The 15,769-nt window shown below is 70.4% G+C and carries 17 protein-coding genes; 8 read left to right on the top strand and 9 right to left on the bottom strand.

Annotated features, from left to right (window positions below; translation table 11 throughout):
- Positions 1 to 105: 105 nt before the first annotated feature.
- Both RF650_RS11775 and RF650_RS11770 read right to left on the bottom strand, forming a co-directional pair.
- A complete protein-coding gene (locus RF650_RS11775; protein ID WP_368815005.1) occupies positions 106 to 999 on the bottom strand; it encodes an SCO1664 family protein in 894 nt (297 codons plus the stop codon).
- 69 nt (positions 1,000 to 1,068) lie between these two features.
- The gene (locus tag RF650_RS11770; RefSeq protein ID WP_312918354.1) at positions 1,069 to 1,740 is read right to left on the bottom strand and encodes a histidine phosphatase family protein; all 672 of its coding nucleotides are present in this window, start codon (positions 1,738 to 1,740) and stop codon (positions 1,069 to 1,071) included.
- Positions 1,741 to 1,873: 133 nt separating this feature from the next.
- On the opposite strand from RF650_RS11770, the gene RF650_RS11765 reads away from it, so the two are divergent.
- The 5 genes from RF650_RS11765 to RF650_RS11745 all read left to right on the top strand — a co-directional run bounded on the left by RF650_RS11765 (position 1,874) and on the right by RF650_RS11745 (position 7,338).
- Positions 1,874 to 3,262 (top strand): sigma 54-interacting transcriptional regulator, encoded by a 1,389-nt coding sequence (locus tag RF650_RS11765; RefSeq protein ID WP_131332556.1) that lies wholly within the window; start codon positions 1,874 to 1,876, stop codon positions 3,260 to 3,262.
- A gap of 7 nt (positions 3,263 to 3,269) precedes the next feature.
- Positions 3,270 to 5,291 (top strand): hypothetical protein, encoded by a 2,022-nt coding sequence (locus RF650_RS11760; protein WP_368815004.1) that lies wholly within the window; start codon positions 3,270 to 3,272, stop codon positions 5,289 to 5,291.
- Between the two features lie 136 nt (positions 5,292 to 5,427).
- Entirely contained in the window at positions 5,428 to 6,039 is a 612-nt protein-coding gene (locus RF650_RS11755; protein WP_131332554.1) for an LppP/LprE family lipoprotein, read from the top strand.
- A gap of 153 nt (positions 6,040 to 6,192) precedes the next feature.
- Positions 6,193 to 6,522, top strand: a complete 330-nt coding sequence (locus tag RF650_RS11750) for a hypothetical protein (RefSeq protein ID WP_368815003.1) — start codon at positions 6,193 to 6,195, stop codon at positions 6,520 to 6,522.
- 3 nt (positions 6,523 to 6,525) lie between these two features.
- Positions 6,526 to 7,338 (top strand): nitroreductase family protein, encoded by an 813-nt coding sequence (locus RF650_RS11745; RefSeq protein ID WP_131332553.1) that lies wholly within the window; start codon positions 6,526 to 6,528, stop codon positions 7,336 to 7,338.
- Here the strand turns inward: RF650_RS11745 and RF650_RS11740 are convergent.
- From RF650_RS11740 to RF650_RS11730, 3 genes are all read right to left on the bottom strand, one after another.
- A complete protein-coding gene (locus RF650_RS11740; RefSeq protein WP_368815002.1) occupies positions 7,311 to 8,150 on the bottom strand; it encodes a class I SAM-dependent methyltransferase in 840 nt (279 codons plus the stop codon). The genes RF650_RS11745 and RF650_RS11740 overlap by 28 nt on opposite strands.
- A 12-nt stretch (positions 8,151 to 8,162) precedes the next feature.
- Complete coding sequence (locus tag RF650_RS11735; RefSeq protein ID WP_368815001.1) at positions 8,163 to 9,308, bottom strand: type III polyketide synthase; 1,146 nt, start codon at positions 9,306 to 9,308, stop codon at positions 8,163 to 8,165.
- A 120-nt stretch (positions 9,309 to 9,428) separates the two neighbouring features.
- Positions 9,429 to 9,914: a pyridoxamine 5'-phosphate oxidase family protein gene (locus RF650_RS11730; RefSeq protein ID WP_064846016.1), complete on the bottom strand. Its 486-nt coding sequence runs from the start codon at positions 9,912 to 9,914 to the stop codon at positions 9,429 to 9,431.
- A 222-nt stretch (positions 9,915 to 10,136) separates the two neighbouring features.
- Between RF650_RS11730 and RF650_RS11725 the strand changes: the two genes are divergently transcribed.
- The gene (locus tag RF650_RS11725) at positions 10,137 to 10,772 is read left to right on the top strand and encodes an endonuclease (protein ID WP_368815000.1); all 636 of its coding nucleotides are present in this window, start codon (positions 10,137 to 10,139) and stop codon (positions 10,770 to 10,772) included.
- A gap of 322 nt (positions 10,773 to 11,094) precedes the next feature.
- Entirely contained in the window at positions 11,095 to 11,895 is an 801-nt protein-coding gene (locus tag RF650_RS11720) for a glycerophosphodiester phosphodiesterase (RefSeq protein WP_368814999.1), read from the top strand.
- Here the strand turns inward: RF650_RS11720 and RF650_RS11715 are convergent.
- The 3 genes from RF650_RS11715 to RF650_RS11705 form a co-directional block, all read right to left on the bottom strand.
- Positions 11,822 to 12,322 (bottom strand): GNAT family N-acetyltransferase, encoded by a 501-nt coding sequence (locus RF650_RS11715; protein ID WP_368814998.1) that lies wholly within the window; start codon positions 12,320 to 12,322, stop codon positions 11,822 to 11,824. The two genes, RF650_RS11720 and RF650_RS11715, sit on opposite strands and share 74 nt — an antisense overlap.
- Positions 12,319 to 12,738, bottom strand: a complete 420-nt coding sequence (locus RF650_RS11710) for a VOC family protein (protein ID WP_368814997.1) — start codon at positions 12,736 to 12,738, stop codon at positions 12,319 to 12,321. The genes RF650_RS11715 and RF650_RS11710 overlap by 4 nt, the downstream gene beginning before the upstream one ends.
- Positions 12,739 to 12,813: 75 nt before the next feature.
- Entirely contained in the window at positions 12,814 to 14,241 is a 1,428-nt protein-coding gene (locus tag RF650_RS11705) for an NAD(P)/FAD-dependent oxidoreductase (RefSeq protein WP_368814996.1), read from the bottom strand.
- A 191-nt stretch (positions 14,242 to 14,432) separates the two neighbouring features.
- On the opposite strand from RF650_RS11705, the gene RF650_RS11700 reads away from it, so the two are divergent.
- Positions 14,433 to 15,122 (top strand): superoxide dismutase family protein, encoded by a 690-nt coding sequence (locus RF650_RS11700; RefSeq protein ID WP_082943248.1) that lies wholly within the window; start codon positions 14,433 to 14,435, stop codon positions 15,120 to 15,122.
- A 10-nt stretch (positions 15,123 to 15,132) separates the two neighbouring features.
- Here RF650_RS11700 and RF650_RS11695 read toward each other — a convergent pair whose 3' ends face one another.
- Positions 15,133 to 15,717 carry a hypothetical protein gene (locus tag RF650_RS11695; RefSeq protein ID WP_368814995.1) on the bottom strand — a complete coding sequence of 195 codons (585 nt, stop codon included), beginning with the start codon at positions 15,715 to 15,717 and terminating at the stop codon, positions 15,133 to 15,135.
- Between the last annotated feature and the right edge of the window lie 52 nt (positions 15,718 to 15,769).

Genomic DNA, 15,769 nt, shown 5'->3' with positions numbered 1-15,769 from the left:
TCGACGAGCGCGCTGTCACGCGCACGGTCAGACTACGGTGCCGCGGCCACGCGCCTCCACCGGACCCCCGGCCGCTTCACGCGCAGCGGACCGCTCCGGGGCGGCTCACACGAGCGGCCACGGGTAGCGCATGCCGGAGGGGTCCTCAGGGAGCCTGCCCAGCAGCGCGAGGGCACGGGCACGACGACGCAGGGCACGCGTCTCCTCGGTCGTCAGCAGCTCGGTCACCTCATGCAGTGCGCCGTTCTCGGCGAGCGCCTGAATGTCCGCCACGAGGTCCGGGGGCAAGGGGTCGCGCGCGAATTCCCAGATCACGGTGCGCAGTTTGAACGCCGCGGCGAAGCACAGGCCGTGGTCGATCCCCCAGACCCGCCCGTCCCAGCCGCGCAGGACGTGGCCGGATTTGCGGTCGGTGTTGTTGGTCAGCACGTCGAAGGCGGCCATGGCGCGCAGCACCGGGTGGGTGTCCGGGTGGTCCTCCACAATCGTGAAGTAGTGCTCCCGGGGGTCCGCGGCCACGAACATCTGCAGCGATCCCGTCCCGAACGGGGCGTCGTCCCGGATCACGGTGAGCGGGACGATTCCCCAGCCGAGCGCCTCGCTGAGCAGGTACGCGGCGCGCTCCCGGCGGTACAGACCCGGCGGGAAGTCGTGCAGGGGCCGCTCCCCGAGCTCGGGTTTGTAGATGGCCCAGCATGCCGTGTCCGAGTCCGGCGGACCGAACGACGTCGCTGCGGGAGCTGCGTTGTCGGGGTCGGGTGCCGCGACGGGTGAGTCGGCCGGAGCGGCGTCGTCGCCGATCGCGGGAGCCGAGCAGGCCTCGGCGGCTTCAGGGTCGGGGACCTCGCCGACACGAGCGTCGCCGTCGGTGCCGGTGACCGATTGCGACGCCAGAGCGCGCACCTCCACGAGGAACGTCTCATTGCTGCTGCGCGCGAGCTGCCCGAGCAGCGTGATCTCCCCCGTGCGCAGCAGCTCGTCCGCTCGTTCCGCCCTCACGACGCCGCTCTCACGACGACGCCGTCCCGCGGCCCCCGCGCCCGCTCCGGGTCGCGCCGGACCGGCCCGTCACGACGCCACCAGCTCCCGCAGGGAATCCCGCGTGGAGTTGACCGTGAGCACCACCGGATTCGTGTCGTCGCCGGAGGGCTCATCCGCACCGTCGGGCGCCGCGGGATAGGACAGCACCGAGATCGAGCACGGCCCCACGCTGAGCCGCTGGAAGTTGTCCAGGGGCGTGCCCATCGCGTGGGCCAGCAACCCGCGAATGGGGTCCGCGTGGGAGAAGCACACCACGGTCCCACCGGGGTGGAGCGTGCACAGGCGCTGCACGGCATCGACCATGCGCTGCTGCATCTCGGGGAAGCTCTCCCCGTCCGGGAACCGGAACGCGGAGGGATTGTGCTGCACGGTGCGCCACTCGGGCAACCGGTTGAGGTCGTTGAGCGCGCGCCCCGTCCATTGCCCCACGTCGAGCTCCAGGAGGGCGGGGTCCTCGCGGACGGGCAGACCCAGCAGCTCGGCACTCGGCTGGGCGGTCTCCCGCGCGCGTTCGAGCGGCGAGCTGTACAGCGCGCTCACGGTCAGTTCCGCAATCCGCTCGGCCGCGGCGCGCGCCTGCTCCCACCCCTGCTCGGACAGGTGCAGTCCCGGGGAACGCCCCGGCAACAGCTCACCCGTGGTGGGGGTGCGGCCGTGACGCACGAGCAGGACGGTGGTCGATCCGCGGGAGTCGCTCATGCTTCGTCAGCCTAGAACGCACCCGCCCCCGCGTCACGGGCCCCGCCCCGCACGGCTCCCCGCCCGTCACACGGCGTCACCGAACCGCCCCGGGGGCTCGACGCCGCCGCCCACCGGGCGTAGCGTGACGCGCGTGAACGCCCAACCTGACATCCGCACCCTGGGTGACCTGCGCGCGTCGGGTCATGAGCTGAAATCCCTGCGCCGGGAGATCCGCGACAACTTGCTCGCGGCGCTCGCCGCGGGGGAGAACCCGTGGCAGGGACTGCACGGCTTCGAGCGCACCGTGATCCCCCAGTTCGAGCGCGCGCTGATCGCGGGGCACGACGTCGCGCTGCTGGGTGAACGCGGCCAGGGCAAGACCCGCTTGCTGCGCACCCTGCCACGGCTGTTGGACGAGTGGACGCCCGTGATCGCGGGCTCCGAACTCAACGAACACCCCTACGAACCGCTCACCGCCGAGTCCACCGCGCGGATCGCCGCCGAGGGTGACGACCTACCGATCACGTGGCGCCATCGCGACGAGCGTTACGTGGAGAAGCTGTCCACCCCGGACACGTCCGTCGCGGACCTGATCGGGGACGTGGACCCCATGCGGGTCGCGGAGGGGCGGCGGCTCGGGGACCCCGAGACCATCCACTACGGGCTGATCCCGCGCGCGAACCGCGGGATCGTGGCGCTCAACGAATTACCTGACCTGGCCGAGCGCATCCAGGTGGCCCTGCTCAACGTCATGGAGGAGCGGGACATCCAGATCCGCGGCTATGTGCTGCGCTTGCCGCTGGACGTCATGGTCGTGGCCTCCGCCAACCCGGAGGACTACACCAACCGCGGCCGGATCATCACCCCGCTCAAGGACCGCTTCGGGGCGGAGATCCGCACCCACTACCCGCTCGAACTCGAGGATGAGATGGCCGTGATCCGCCAGGAGGCCGAACTCACCGCCGAGGTCCCCGACATCATCCTGGAGATCCTGGCCCGGTTCACACGACAACTGCGTGAATCCAGCGCGGTGAACCAGTCCTCGGGTGTCTCCGCGCGCTTCGCGATCGCGGGAGCTGAAACCGTGGCGGCCGCCGCCCGGCACCGCGCCACGGTGCGCCCCGGTGACCCCGCCGTGGCCCGGCTCGTGGACGTGGACACCGCGGTGGCCGTACTCGGCGGGAAGGTCGAGTTCGAATCCGGTGAGGAAGGCCGCGAGGACGACATCCTGGAGCACTTGTTGCGTACCGCGACCGCCCAGGCCGTGCGGGAACACTTCCGTGGCTTGGATCTCTCTCCCCTGGTCGCCGCGTTCGACGGTCAGCGCACCATCACGACCGGCGAACGCGTGGGCGCCCAGGAGTTCCTCGACGCCCTGCCCGCCCTCGAGGACTCCGAGCTCTACGACCGGTTGGCCGAACGCGTGGGCGGTGAGGGGCCCGGGTACCGCGCGACCGCCGTCGAACTCGCCCTCGAGGGGCTGTTCCTGACCCGGAAGCTCTCCAAGGAGTCCGGCGACGGGGAAACCGTCTACGGGTAGGCCTCCCATGCGCACACCCCGGCATTCTTCACGGTACGGTCGTTACTCCGGCGGCCCCGATCCCCTGGCCCCACCCGTGGACCTCGGGGAGGTCCTGGACGCCGTGACCGAGGACGTCATGGCCGGCTACTCCCCCGACCAGGCCCTGCGCGAATTCCTGCGCCGCGGCGGGCGCAACCAGCGCGGACTGGACGATCTGGCGCGCCAGGTGCATCAGCGGCGTCGGGACCTGCTGAGCCGGCACCGCCTGGACGGCACGGTGCAGGAGGCCAAGAAACTGCTCGACCGCGCGCTGCGCGAGGAACGCGATCAGTTCCTGCGGGACGCGCGCATGGATCCCACGGACCGGCAGTTCCGGGAGATGCGCCTGGACGCCCTGCCGTCCTCCACCGCGGCGGCCGTGACGGAACTGTCCGACTACGACTGGCAGTCGGACGCCGCACGGCGCAACTACGAACAGATCAAGGACCTGCTGGGCCGCGAACTGCTCGAGCAGCGCTTCGCGGGGATGAAGAACGCGCTGCAGAACGCCACGGACGAGGACCGCGCCGCGGTCTCCCGCATGCTCGAGGACCTCAACGAGCTGCTCGAGAAGCACGCCCGCGGCGAGGACACACCCGAGGACTTCGAGCGGTTCATGAACCGGCACGGGGACCAGTTCCCCGAGAACCCCCAGGACATCGACGAGCTCATCGACGCGCTGGCTCAGCGCTCCGCCGCCGCGCAGCGCATGATGCGGTCCATGACCCCGGAGCAGCGCGAGGAGCTCATGGCGCTGTCCGCGCAGGCGTTCGGCTCCCCCGAACTGATGTCTCAACTGGACCGCCTCGACGCCGCGCTGCAGGGCCTGCGTCCCGGGTTGGACTGGTCCGGTTCGGAGCAGTTCGAGGGCGATCAAGGCCTCGGTCTCGGGGACGGGACGGGTGTGCTGCAGGACCTCGCGGACCTGGACGCCCTGAGCGAGCAGCTGTCCCAGTCCTATGCGGGTTCCACGCTCTCGGACCTGGACGTGGCCGCCCTGGCCCGGCAACTGGGCGACGACGCCGCCGTCGCCGCGCGCACGCTCACCGAGCTCGAGCGCGCCATGCGGGACAGCGGCTACCTGCGCCGCGGCACGGACGGCGAATTGCGGTTGTCCCCGCGGGCCATGCGCAAGCTCGGCAAATCCCTGTTGCGCGACGCCGCCGGGAGACTCTCCGGTCGCAGTGGCCGCCGGGACACCCGGCTCGCCGGGGCCGCCGGTGAGCAGACCGGCTCGTCCCGCCCGTGGCAGTTCGGGGACGTGGAACCGTGGGACGTGACCCGCGCGGTGACCAACGCGGTGACCCGCACGGCGGCGTCGGGCGCGGACCCGAGTGCGGGTCTGCGGATCGACGTCCAGGACATCGAGGTGCGCGAGACGGAGGCGCGCACGCAAGCGGCGGTGGCACTGCTCGTGGACACGTCCTTCTCCATGGCGTTGAACGGGCGCTGGGTCCCCATGAAGCGCACGGCGATCGCCCTGCACCAATTGATCTCCACCCGCTTCCGGGGTGACGCACTCGAACTCATCACGTTCGGCCGCTACGCCCAGACGATGGACATCGGGGAGCTGACCGCGCTGCCCGCGTGGCACGAACAGGGCACCAACCTCCATCACGGCCTGCTGCTCGCGCAGCGCTTCTTCCGCAAGCACCCCACCATGCACCCCGTGCTGCTCGTGGTCACGGACGGTGAGGCCACCGCCCACCTGGAACCCGGCGGCGAGGCATGGTTCATGTACCCGCCCGATCCCGAGACCCTGCGGCTCACCGTGGCGCAGCTGGACGCCGTGGCCCGGCGCGGCACCGAGATCACCCTGTTCCGGCTGGGGGACGACCCCGGACTCGTCCGCTTCATCGCGGCGCTCGCGCGCCGGGTGCGCGGTCGGGTGGTCGCCCCGGATCCCGAGGACCTCGACGCCGCAGTGCTGGGCGAATACATGCGTTCACGCTCCCGGAACGGCTCCTGGGGTGGGTCGGGTGACAGCTTCGCGGACGACGACGCGTGACGGTCTTCGGGACGAATGCCCTGGTCGCGGGCTGATTCTTTTGCATCCACATAGAAGTATTGCTTAAGTGAAGACGAGCCCTCGCGCTGGAACCACCCGTGGACATCGGGGAACGGATGAGACGAGAGGATTCGTCATGCACCGCACACGCACGTTGACCGCGGCAGCCGCCCTCCTGGTCCTGTCACTGGGCGGGCTCACCGGATGCAGCTCCTCGCCCGCCGCGCAGCCCAAGAGTCACATGACCGCGTCCGACACCCCCGCGCCCGGGTCGCAGAGCCCCGCGGCGACCACTGCGGCGTCGTCTGCGACCCCCGAACCGTCCGGGTCGTGCGCGAACACCTCTGCGGAGCAGGCCGTGAACGAGAACATCGACAAGGTGGGCCCGGCGTTCCCCAAGGGCAACGTTCCCGACGCCGAGTGGGTGGCGATCGACACCGAGACGTACGACCCGTGCGCGGACCTGTCGTGGGTCACGCTGACGATCCGCAGGGGCACGGCGTCCTCCCCGTCGCAGCAGATGCTCTTCCACGACGGCGAGTACCTGGGCACGACCACCCAGGAGGGCATCGCCTTCTCGCCCGCGACCGTGCGGCTGTCCGACTCCGCCATCCAGGTCACCTACCGGTGGGCCAAGGAGGGCGAGAGCAATGCCGGTGCGAGCGGGCGGGCTGTGTCCACGTACTCCTGGAACCCGAACACCGAGTCCGTGGACCACGCGGGCGAGTGGCCCCCGGGTGTCGGCTGAGCCGCGCCCCGGCGCCCGGTTTCGACAACGCCACCACGCGCCGTCGCCCCCGCACTCCACCGGGACGGCGGCGCGGCCGCGTGGCTGGACACCGTGGCATGCCACGTGTGACACGATGAGCGCACGGGACGCACCCCACTGGCGAGGAGAGTCATGAACCTGCTGCGCACGCTCGTGACCGCATCCGCCGGTGCATACACCGCCAATTGCGCGCTGGGGGCGTCCGTGGCCGCCCGGTGGGTGAACACCTCGAACGTCCGGTGGATCCACCACGGTCTGTACATCACCACGTCCGCCGTGACCGCGGCGGCATGCGTGGCCGCGGTGCGTGAGCGCTCCCCAGTGGCGGCGGTCCTCGCACCGGCGGTCGTCCCGCTCTTCCTGTTGCAGCGCCACGGTGCGCGCCCGCTGCGACGTCACACCCGAGACGCCCTCGCGGCGGCTCCCTGCTACGTGGTCGGCCTCGCGCTGGCCTGGAGGTGAATCGTGGAATTCCTGGATGCCGTGTTCAACCGCCGCACCACCAACGGCCCGTTCCGCCCGGATCCTGTGAGCCCCGAGCACCAACAGTTGCTGATCCGCGCGGCGGCCGCGGCTCCCTCCCAGTTCAACAGCCAGCCGTGGCGGTTCGTGCTGATCGAGAACCGGGACACGATCGAGACCGTCGCCCGGATCAGCGGGGAGAGCATGACCGAGGTCATGGGCGCGGGCACGTTCTTCGACCGGTACAAGAAATACTTCCGGTTCAGCCAGAAGGAGATGGACGCCCAGCGCAGCGGCATGCTGTTCGACAAACTGCCCGCGCTGCTGCGCCCGTTCACGTCCAAGGCGTTCACGCCCTCCGGGCAGAGCCTCATGAACAAGCTGCGCGTGCCCCAGACCCTGGGCGAGGAGAACCGCAAGCTCGTGGCGGGGTCCCCGCTGCTGATCGGCGTGATGCTCGAGCGCGGCGAATACCGCCCGGAGGAACTGTCCGGGTTCTACTCGGTGTTCAGCATGGGTGCCGCCATGGAGAACCTGTGGCTCACCACGGTGGAGTTGGGTATGGGGATCCAGTTCGTGTCCTTCCCCATGGAGGCACCGCACCAGTGGCAGCGGATCGTGGACGTGCTGCGCGTTCCGGAGGATCTGGAGCTCATGGCCGTGTACCGGCTGGGCTACGTACCCGAGCGCACCCACCGCCCGGCGATCGACTGGTCCAGCCGCGAGCGCAAACGCCCCTCCCAGTACGTGTTCCGGGAGACGTGCGAGACGCCTCAGCAGGGCTGGGATCAGGACGTGCGTCCCGGGTCCGACTGAGTCCGGTCCTTCTGCGGGGTGTCCACCTGATCCCGGTCCGCCTGGACCGGCTCCGCGTCCTGGCCGGTGTGCACCGCCAGCAGCCGGAAGAACCGCTGTTGCACGGCCCGCCACCCCGGGGGCAGCGCCTGGCGCAGCTCTCCGGGGCGGTAGCTGCGCCGGATGGACAGCAGACCGTCGAAGCGCACGAACACCCTGGCTCGTGCGAGCGGCAGCGTGGCCACCCAGTACAGCAGCCAGGCCGCGCGGCTGCGGCGCAGGTCGTTGTGCACCGCTACCCTACGGGTCAGCCGACGTGAGTCCGCCAGCACGGCGGACAGCTCCTTCCGTGTCAGGTGGTGGAGCATGTGGTTGGAGATCACGGCGTCGTAGCGTTCCCCCGCTGCCACCAGATCGTGGCTCGCGAGCGTCCGGTAGGTGGCGCCCACTCCGCGGTCGTGCGCGGCCGCCCACCGTGTGGCCCGGGCGTCCGGGTCGATCCCGGTAATCCGCACGTCCAGCCCGTCGCGAGCGGCCCACCGGGTGATGGCCCGGGCGACGTCGCCCCCGCCGCACCCGATGTCCAGCACGGTGCCGGGGCGGCCCTCTCGGGCAGCGGCACGCAACGCGGGACGTACATACCGGCGGTAGACGGGCCGCCAGGATGCAACGAGCGGGTTGATCACCCCGAACAAGCGGTAGGTGTTGTCCAGGGCCACCGGATCGCAGGCCGGATCGTCCATGAGCTCCGGCTCGTCCACGCAGCGGTGGCGGAGCAGGGGGTCGCGGCGGCCCAGGACATCAGCGTGCGGCAGAGGGTTGTTGCGCAGCATAGGCTTCATCGCTCACGTCGTCTCGGACGCGGGACGGACCCGCAGCAGGGCGCTCTCGATGCTCAGGCCGGGGCCGAACGCGAGCGCCGCCACGATGCCCGGGTCCCCCGCTCGCACAATGCGCTCGAGCACGAACAGGATGGTCGCGCTGCTCATGTTCCCGGCGTCCGCGAGCACTCCCCGGGAGGGGGCCATCTGCTCGTCCGTGAGCGCGAGCCGTCCCTGCACCTTGTCCAGGATGCTGCGTCCCCCCGGGTGCACGGCCCACAGGGGGATCCGGTCCGCGCTCAACCCCGCGCGGTCCAGCAGGGGTGCGAGGGCGTCCGTCACGTGGTCGTCGATGATCCGCGGCACGTAGGTCCCCAGGATCATCTCGAAGCCCTCGTCCCCCACGCTCCACGCGAGTTCCTCCTCGCCCACTGGGGCCAGGGTCGTCTCAAAGTCCACGAGCTCGAGGGTAGCGCCGGGAGCGGCGGCGTCGCGCCCCGTCACCACCGCGGCGGCCGCACCGTCCGCGAACAGGGCGTTGCCCATCACGGTGTCGGGATCGTTGCGCACGTGCAGGTGCAGGGTGCACAGCTCCACGCACACCACGAGCACCACGGCGTCCGGATCCGCGCGGCACGCGGTGTACGCGGCTTGCAGGGCGGGGAACGCGGCATTGCAGCCCATGAACCCCAGGTGCATCCGCTTCACGTCCGCGGGTAGCCCCAGGTCCTTGGTCACGCGCACGTCCGGGCCCGGCGCGAAGAACCCGGTGCAGGACACCGTGATCACGTGGGTCACGTCCGCGAGCTCGATCCCGGGGGCCGCGGCGTCGAGGGCCGCCCGGGCGGCTGTCACGAACATCCGTTTGGCGTGCTCGGTGTAGAGCTGGTTGCGTGCGTGCGTTCCCGGCGAGCGCAGGTGCCGGGTCGTGGGATCCACGAACGGCGACGCCGCGGCGTCGCCCCCGTCAACGGTCCCCGATGCCACAACGCCCAGCTCGGGCAGGACCGTGTGACGTGTGCTCACCCCGGCGCCTGCGAAGGCGGAACGCACCACGCGCGTGCCGAGCCTGGTCATCCCCGGCTGCTCGGCGAACAGCCGGGACACGTCCTCCTGCCGGATCACGGTGTCGGGGACGGCGGTCTCGATCGACAGCAGGCGTACGGTCATACCCCATGGTAGGCGCGCGGGCCCCGCCCGGACGAGGCGCCCCGTGCCGGACGAGCCCCGACATGCGCAACGGCCGCCCGATCCATGGGGATCGAACGGCCGTCGGACGGGCGGGTCGGATCAGAGATCCACGACCTTGTTCTCGCCGTCCACGGTGTCGCCCTTGACCTTGGACTTGATCAAGTTGGCCACCTGGGTCACCTTGCTGTTACCCGGGCTGTCCCAGTACTCGGCGCTGTGGCCGTCGATCTCGATGAGGATGTTGTTGGGGTTCTCCGGGCCGCCCTGGAGCCACGAACCGGTGAAGCTGCTCCACAGTTCCTTGAGCTTGGCCTCGTCGTTGACGATGCGCGCGGTGCCGCACACGGACACCCACGAGCCGGAACCCGAGTAGGCCACGTTCACCTCGGGGCGCTGCTGCAGGGCCTGTGCCTGCTCGGAGTCGCGCTCCGCGATGAACCGCACGGTGCCGTCGAACTCGACCTCCTGCGTGGCCATGGGCTTGGACACCAGGTGACCATCCCCGTCCACGTGGGTGAGCATGGCGATGCGGGTGCCCTTGATGATGTCCCGCACCTTCTGGATGTCGTCGGTGTTCTCCGCCATGGCACTTCCTTTCGTCGAGGCTGTGAATGCCCACCAAACCGTGGGGTCCGCCACCGCGATGTGGCGTTGATTGTCAGTTTATTTACTAGTGACGGTGCGCACGAGAGAGTTGGCCGGGAGCGGAATTCACGCCGTCGTGAGCAGCACGGCCCCGAACGATCCGGTCGTGGGCGACATGATGCCGGACGACACGGACACAGACATCCAGGCAGGGAGGGACGCATGACGCGATCGCACGAGGGCACCGTGCACGTGCTGTTGGAGCGCCACGGCACCACGTACGCGCAGGACGCCGGCATCGAGCTGCGGGACACACCCGCTCCCCTGTTCCAGCTGCTGGTGCTGGCCAATCTGCTGTCCGCGCGCATCGGGGCCAAGGTGGCGATCGCCTCCGCGCGCGAGCTGTTCACGGCCGGGTACCGCACCCCGGAACGGATGCGCGCGGCGTCGTGGCGGCAACGGGTTCAGGCGCTGGGTCGCGGCGGCTACAAGCGTTACGACGAGCGCACCTCCACAATGCTCGGCGACGGCGCCGCCCTCCTGATCGACGAGTACGGCGGGGATCTGCGCCGCGTGCGTGAGCGCGCGGACGGTACCGACGACGTCCTCGACGCGCTCCAACAGTTCCCGGGGATCGGCCCCGCGGGCGCCGCGATTTTCGCCCGGGAGGTACAGGGTGTCTGGCCCGGCCTCGCGCCGTTCTTCGACGCTAAGGCCCTGGGCGGCGCCCGGCGCATCGGTCTGCCCGACGACGCCCACGACCTCGCGGACCTCGTCCCGCCCGAAAAACTCCCCATCCTGGCCGCGGCCCTGGTCCGGGTCACGCTGGTCCGCACCAAGGATGACCCGCTGGAGTAACGGACCGGGTGCGATCCGCCGGAGGTGCATTCGGCGGCGGACGCCGGGTTAATACACCGGCTGTGGTCCGTGGTGCCGAGTTAACACCCCGGTCATCGGGGTGCTCCACAGCCGTCATGTCCCCCCGCGACCATGGGTTCGGCCCGTTCGCCGGTCATCACCACGCGACCGGCAAGGCCATCTCCGTACGGCAACCCGTGAGAGGCTCTGGATGCGCACCCGCACGACCCCCCTGACCGACCGTCTCGCAACGGACCCCCTCCGCTGGATCCGGCCCACGGCCCTCCTGACAGCACCCCGCGGGCGGGAGGACACTGCGGGAATGACCACTGCGCCGGCCCACCTGTTGATCGGCCACCGCGGAGCCGCGGGGGTCGCACCCGAGAACACGGTGGCGGCGTTCGAGGTGGCCCGTTCCTCGGGTGCGCAGTTCTTCGAGCTCGACGTCCAGCTCTCCGCGGACGGTGTGCCCTTCGCGTTCCACGACCCCACCCCCGCGCGCACCACGAACGCCGCCGAGGTGTTCCCGGGTCGGGAGAACGATCCGGTCACGTCGTTCACATGGGCCGAATTGCAACGGCTGGACACTGGTTCGTCCTTCTCCGGCGCGTTCCGGGGCGAGCGCATCCCGCACTTCGACGACGCCGTGGAGGTTGCGCGCGACGCGATCGGCGTGTTCATCGAGATCAAGTCCCCGGTCACGTCCCCCGGTATCGAGCACATCATCGTGGAGCGTCTGCGATCGGATCCCCGGTGGCAGCGTCTGGTCCGCGACGGGCGAATCGAGGTCCTGGGGTTCGACGCTGCTTCCAATCAGCGCTTCGCGGTGCTGGCCCCGGAGGTCCCCCTGCAGCAGCTCGTGTACCGGGTTCCCGATGCCGAGACCCTCGCGCGGATTTCCACCTACGCGGGGCAGGTGGGGTCCAACCACCGCTGGCTCAATGTGGCCGCGGTGGACCGGGTCCGTGCGGCAGGGCTGGGCATGAGCGTGTACACGGTGAACGCCGAGCGAAATTTCAACCGCATGGTGGCCCTGGGCGTGGATCGGATCACGACCGACTTCCCCGTGGAGTTCTCCCGGAAACACCCCGCGACCGTGGGTCACGCCGTGGCCGTGCGGTAGCGCCGGCGGTCGCCGGACCGCAACCGGGCCGCCGCCGCGCTGCCCTGCCACCGGGGATCCGTTCGCAGCCGTCCGTAGGTGTCCACGTCCACCCGCGGCCACGGACAGCCTCCGTCATCCAGTAGGAGAACCAACCGTTCCGGTTCTGCTCGTCCACCGCGATGCACACGAGCCCCACGGGCCCGTCCCCGTGGCACACGGCCCACGCGACCTTGCTTCCGCCCGGGTCGGTGAACCGGTGGACGTACTCCTCTGCCTCTTCCGACGTGGTCACCGTGCCCTGCCGGGACATGGGCGGGTCGGAACGGAACGCGGAGAGGACGGCAGCGGCGTCGTCGGCGTGGAGTGGCCGCAGGGTGGGCGGCGCGGTGACGGTATCGGAGGCCCTGGTGGCACCGGGACCGATATCGGCCCCGACGGACGTCATTCCTGGGACGCCGAGAACGACCACATCACGCCGTAGCGGTCGAAGACCTGGCCGTACCAGTCGCCCCACGGGGCCTTCTCGAACGTCATGCCCGTGTGGCCACCGCCAGCCTCGAGCTTCTCGATGAGGGCCCGCGCCTCCGTGGCCGTCTCCGTCGTGTAGAGCAGGGAGTAGGCGGTCCCGGTGAGCGGGTAGTCGCCGTCCCCCATGGCGTCACCGGCGGCGATCACTCCGCCGGGCATGGTCAACGTCGAGTGGGCCACGGCCTGGGGATCCGGTTCGAACGGCATGCCCTGCAGGTCCATGTCGCCGTAGCGCAGGATGTGCAGGTCACCCCCGAACACGTCGTGCCAGTGCTCCATGGCTTCGGCGGTGGTTCCGGGCAGGGCGATGTACGTGGCGAGTGAGGGGGTCATGTGAGGCTCCTTCGACGAACGCATCCCGGATGATTCGGTCCCAGTATGGCCGTCGCGAGCGGATTCGGGAACCTTTTACTCCGGCGCCCGGCGCAGTTGCTCGGGCAGTTCCTCGAGCAGCCGCAACCACAGTTCCGAGACCGTGGGATAGCTGGGCACCGCGTGGCGCAGCACGTGCACCGGTACCTTCCCCGTGATCGCGATCGTGGCCGCGTGCAGTTGCTCGCCAGCGTCCGGGCCCGCGAACGTGGCGCCCACGAGGCACCGGGTCTCCCGGTCCACGACGATCTTGGCCTTTCCGGAGACGGTGTCACGCAGCAGCGCCGCGCCGGCCGCACCGTTGTAGGGCACCTCCGCGGTGACGACGTCGATCCCCCGGTCCCGCGCGGAGGCTTCCGTCAGTCCCGTCTGCGCGACCTGCGGTTGCGTGAACACGACCTGGGGCACCGGCGGATTCTCCACCTCGTACGGCGCGGGCGCCCCCGTGGCCGCCGCCTTGATCCTGGCCCCGATGACCCGTGCGCGGTACTTGCCCCAGTGGGTCAGGGGCACATCGCCGCTGGCATCGCCCACGGCGTGCAGCCATGCGGGGAGCTTCTCATGGAGGACGTCGCCCGCGCTCAGCCCGACCGCGTCGAGTCCCACGTCCCGCAACCGCGGGGTACGGCCTGTGGCCACGAGCACCTCGGCCACGTCGACGGTCCCGGCGGAGGTCTCCAGGTGGACCGGCCCGCCGTGGACCCGGCCCAGCCCCGTGTCCTCGGCATCGCTGCGGGTGCACTTGGTGACGGATGCGTCGAGCACCACTTCCACGCCGCTGGCGCGTAACCCGTCCAGGACGGTGTCCCCCGCGAACGGTTCGTTGCCGGACAGCAAACCCGAGCCCCGCACGAGCAGGGTCACCCGGGATCCCAGGGCGTTGAGCCACACCGCGGCCTCACATGCCACGACTCCCCCGCCCACGATCGCGATGCTCTCCGGCGTCTCGACCACGCCGGTCGCGTCCGCGGACGTCCACGGGTGCGCTCCGTCGAACTCGGAGGGGATGCTCGGCTCGCTGCCGGTCGCGAGGATCACGGCGTGCCGCGCGGTGAGGGTGCGCGCGGCGGCGTCGTCGGCCTCGATGCGCACCGAGCGCTCGCCCACGAGGCGGGCGTGGCCGCGCACCACGCGGATGCCCGCGGACTCGGCCCACTCGACCTGGGAGGAGTCGTCGTAGTCGGAGACGAACGAGTCGCGCCGCGCGAGCATGCCGTCCCGGTCGAGCCGCGTGGGGACGACGCCCTCGAGGTCGTCCGTCAGTCCCGTCACGTCGACCGGGCGCAACAGCGCCTTGCTGGGCATGCACGCGTAGTACGAGCACTCCCCGCCCAGTAGGTGACCCTCCACGATGACTGCGGTGAGGTCCGTGCCCTCGATCGCGTACTGCGCGGCGTTCTCTCCCACCGCGCCGCCGCCGATCACGATCACGTCCACCGACTCCTGCGTTGCTGACTCCGTCATGTCCTCACAGTAGCCGCCGGGGTGCCGGATGTCGGCCCGGGGGCACCCCGTGCGCGGTGCGGAACCGGCCTCTCACCTGGCAATACTCCCGATTGTGACCCTCGTCATGTGTACGGTGGAATCGCCACCTCCGTTGCATGGTCGGCATCACGACCCTCGCCGGCCCAGCGGACCGACGATGAGGAGATGCCATGAACGCGAGCGCAATGACACCCCCGGCCACCGACGAGCCCCCCACCACCCATCGCCCCTTCCGAGCCCGCGGCGGACTGGCTTTCCTGGGGCTCGCGGGCATGCTGACACTGGCCGCGTGCGGCGAGGGCAATGACGCCACCACCGCGGATCCGACGGGCGGGCAGGGGGCCGCGACGGCGGCGTCGAGCCCGGGTCCCCTGGCCACCGCCACGGTGCGTCATGCCGAGGGAATGGAGGTCGGCACCGCGCAGTTCACCGAGGCCGACCAGGATGCGATGCGGGTTTCGGTCGAGTTCTCCGGTCTGGAACCGGGGTACTACGGCCTGCACGTGCACGGCAACGGCGTGTGCGAGGCGGAGAGTTCCGCGCCGGACGATCCCTCCGAGACCGGCGCATTCCTGTCCGCCGGCGGGCACCTGGGTGGCGACGACGCTCGCCATCCGGAGCATGCGGGTGACCTTCCCGCGCTGCTGGTGACGGAATCCGGGCGGGCGGCCATGTCGTTCGAGACGGACCGGCTCACGGCCGAGAACCTGCGGGACGACAACGGCTCCGCGCTGATGATCCACTCCGGCCCGGACAACTACGCGAACATCCCCGAGCGCTACGCCCCGGAGGGACCGGACGAGGACACCCGCTCCACGGGTGACGCCGGCAGCCGCCTGGCGTGCGGTGTGATCGAGTAACCCGTCCTCGTCACACGGACGTTCGGCCCCCCGCCCGGGTGAGCGCCAGGACGACCACGACGATCAGCGCGGACGTTGTGCCCGCGATCATGTCGGTCATGGTGTCCAGGTTGTTCACCTGAGCGTTGCTGTCCGAGACCAGATCGGTGACGAACTCGGCGACCTCCCACAGGAACGCAATGAAGGCGCTGAACGACACGATCGCGAGCCCCCACAGCCACGTGGGCAGGACGAAACCATGCCGCCGGGACAGGATGCGCCACGCGTGATCGGCGCCCAGCGCGATCAGGATTCCCGAGAAGAAGTGGACCACGGTGTCCCACGGCGCCCACACACCGTAGACGTGCAAGTACGTTCCCAGGAACGCCCCGCCGAACAACAGCACCGCGTACAGCAGTTGCAGGGTCATGGGGATGCTGGCGCGGGCGATCGGCTCCAGGGCGAGCGGGACGAACGCCGCGAGGACGAGTGCGGACAGCAAGAACACGGCCGGGCCGTTCTCCCGGGCGATCTCGAAGATCAGCGTCCCCACGAGGAGCACCTCCAGCACGATCAAGGGGACATGGCGGCGCAGTCTCGTGTCGTGGGGGATCATGCATCCGACCCTACGCACGGGCCCTGACACGGTGGGTTGGGACGCGACGGCG

Origin of the sequence: Kocuria sp. CPCC 205297 (assembly GCF_040981035.1) — a bacterium.
GTDB lineage: Bacteria > Actinomycetota > Actinomycetes > Actinomycetales > Micrococcaceae > Kocuria > Kocuria marina.
Note: the sequence above shows the minus strand (reverse complement) of the source record. Positions and strands in the feature narration are given on the sequence as shown.

Excerpts from the sequence above, each read along its gene's own strand:
- RF650_RS11740 (WP_368815002.1), bottom strand. The coding sequence starts at position 8,150 with ATGCTGCGCAACAACCCTCTGCCGCACGCTGATGTCCTGGGCCGCCGC.
- RF650_RS11720 (WP_368814999.1), top strand. The coding sequence starts at position 11,095 with ATGACCACTGCGCCGGCCCACCTGTTGATCGGCCACCGCGGAGCCGCG.
- RF650_RS11705 (WP_368814996.1), bottom strand. The coding sequence starts at position 14,241 with ATGACGGAGTCAGCAACGCAGGAGTCGGTGGACGTGATCGTGATCGGC.
- RF650_RS11730 (WP_064846016.1), bottom strand. The coding sequence starts at position 9,914 with ATGGCGGAGAACACCGACGACATCCAGAAGGTGCGGGACATCATCAAG.
- RF650_RS11750 (WP_368815003.1), top strand. The coding sequence starts at position 6,193 with ATGAACCTGCTGCGCACGCTCGTGACCGCATCCGCCGGTGCATACACC.
- RF650_RS11760 (WP_368815004.1), top strand. The coding sequence starts at position 3,270 with ATGCGCACACCCCGGCATTCTTCACGGTACGGTCGTTACTCCGGCGGC.
- RF650_RS11770 (WP_312918354.1), bottom strand. The coding sequence starts at position 1,740 with ATGAGCGACTCCCGCGGATCGACCACCGTCCTGCTCGTGCGTCACGGC.
- RF650_RS11695 (WP_368814995.1), bottom strand. The coding sequence starts at position 15,717 with ATGATCCCCCACGACACGAGACTGCGCCGCCATGTCCCCTTGATCGTG.
- RF650_RS11710 (WP_368814997.1), bottom strand. The coding sequence starts at position 12,738 with ATGACCCCCTCACTCGCCACGTACATCGCCCTGCCCGGAACCACCGCC.
- RF650_RS11700 (WP_082943248.1), top strand. The coding sequence starts at position 14,433 with ATGAACGCGAGCGCAATGACACCCCCGGCCACCGACGAGCCCCCCACC.
- RF650_RS11725 (WP_368815000.1), top strand. The coding sequence starts at position 10,137 with ATGACGCGATCGCACGAGGGCACCGTGCACGTGCTGTTGGAGCGCCAC.
- RF650_RS11735 (WP_368815001.1), bottom strand. The coding sequence starts at position 9,308 with ATGACCGTACGCCTGCTGTCGATCGAGACCGCCGTCCCCGACACCGTG.
- RF650_RS11755 (WP_131332554.1), top strand. The coding sequence starts at position 5,428 with ATGCACCGCACACGCACGTTGACCGCGGCAGCCGCCCTCCTGGTCCTG.
- RF650_RS11715 (WP_368814998.1), bottom strand. The coding sequence starts at position 12,322 with ATGACGTCCGTCGGGGCCGATATCGGTCCCGGTGCCACCAGGGCCTCC.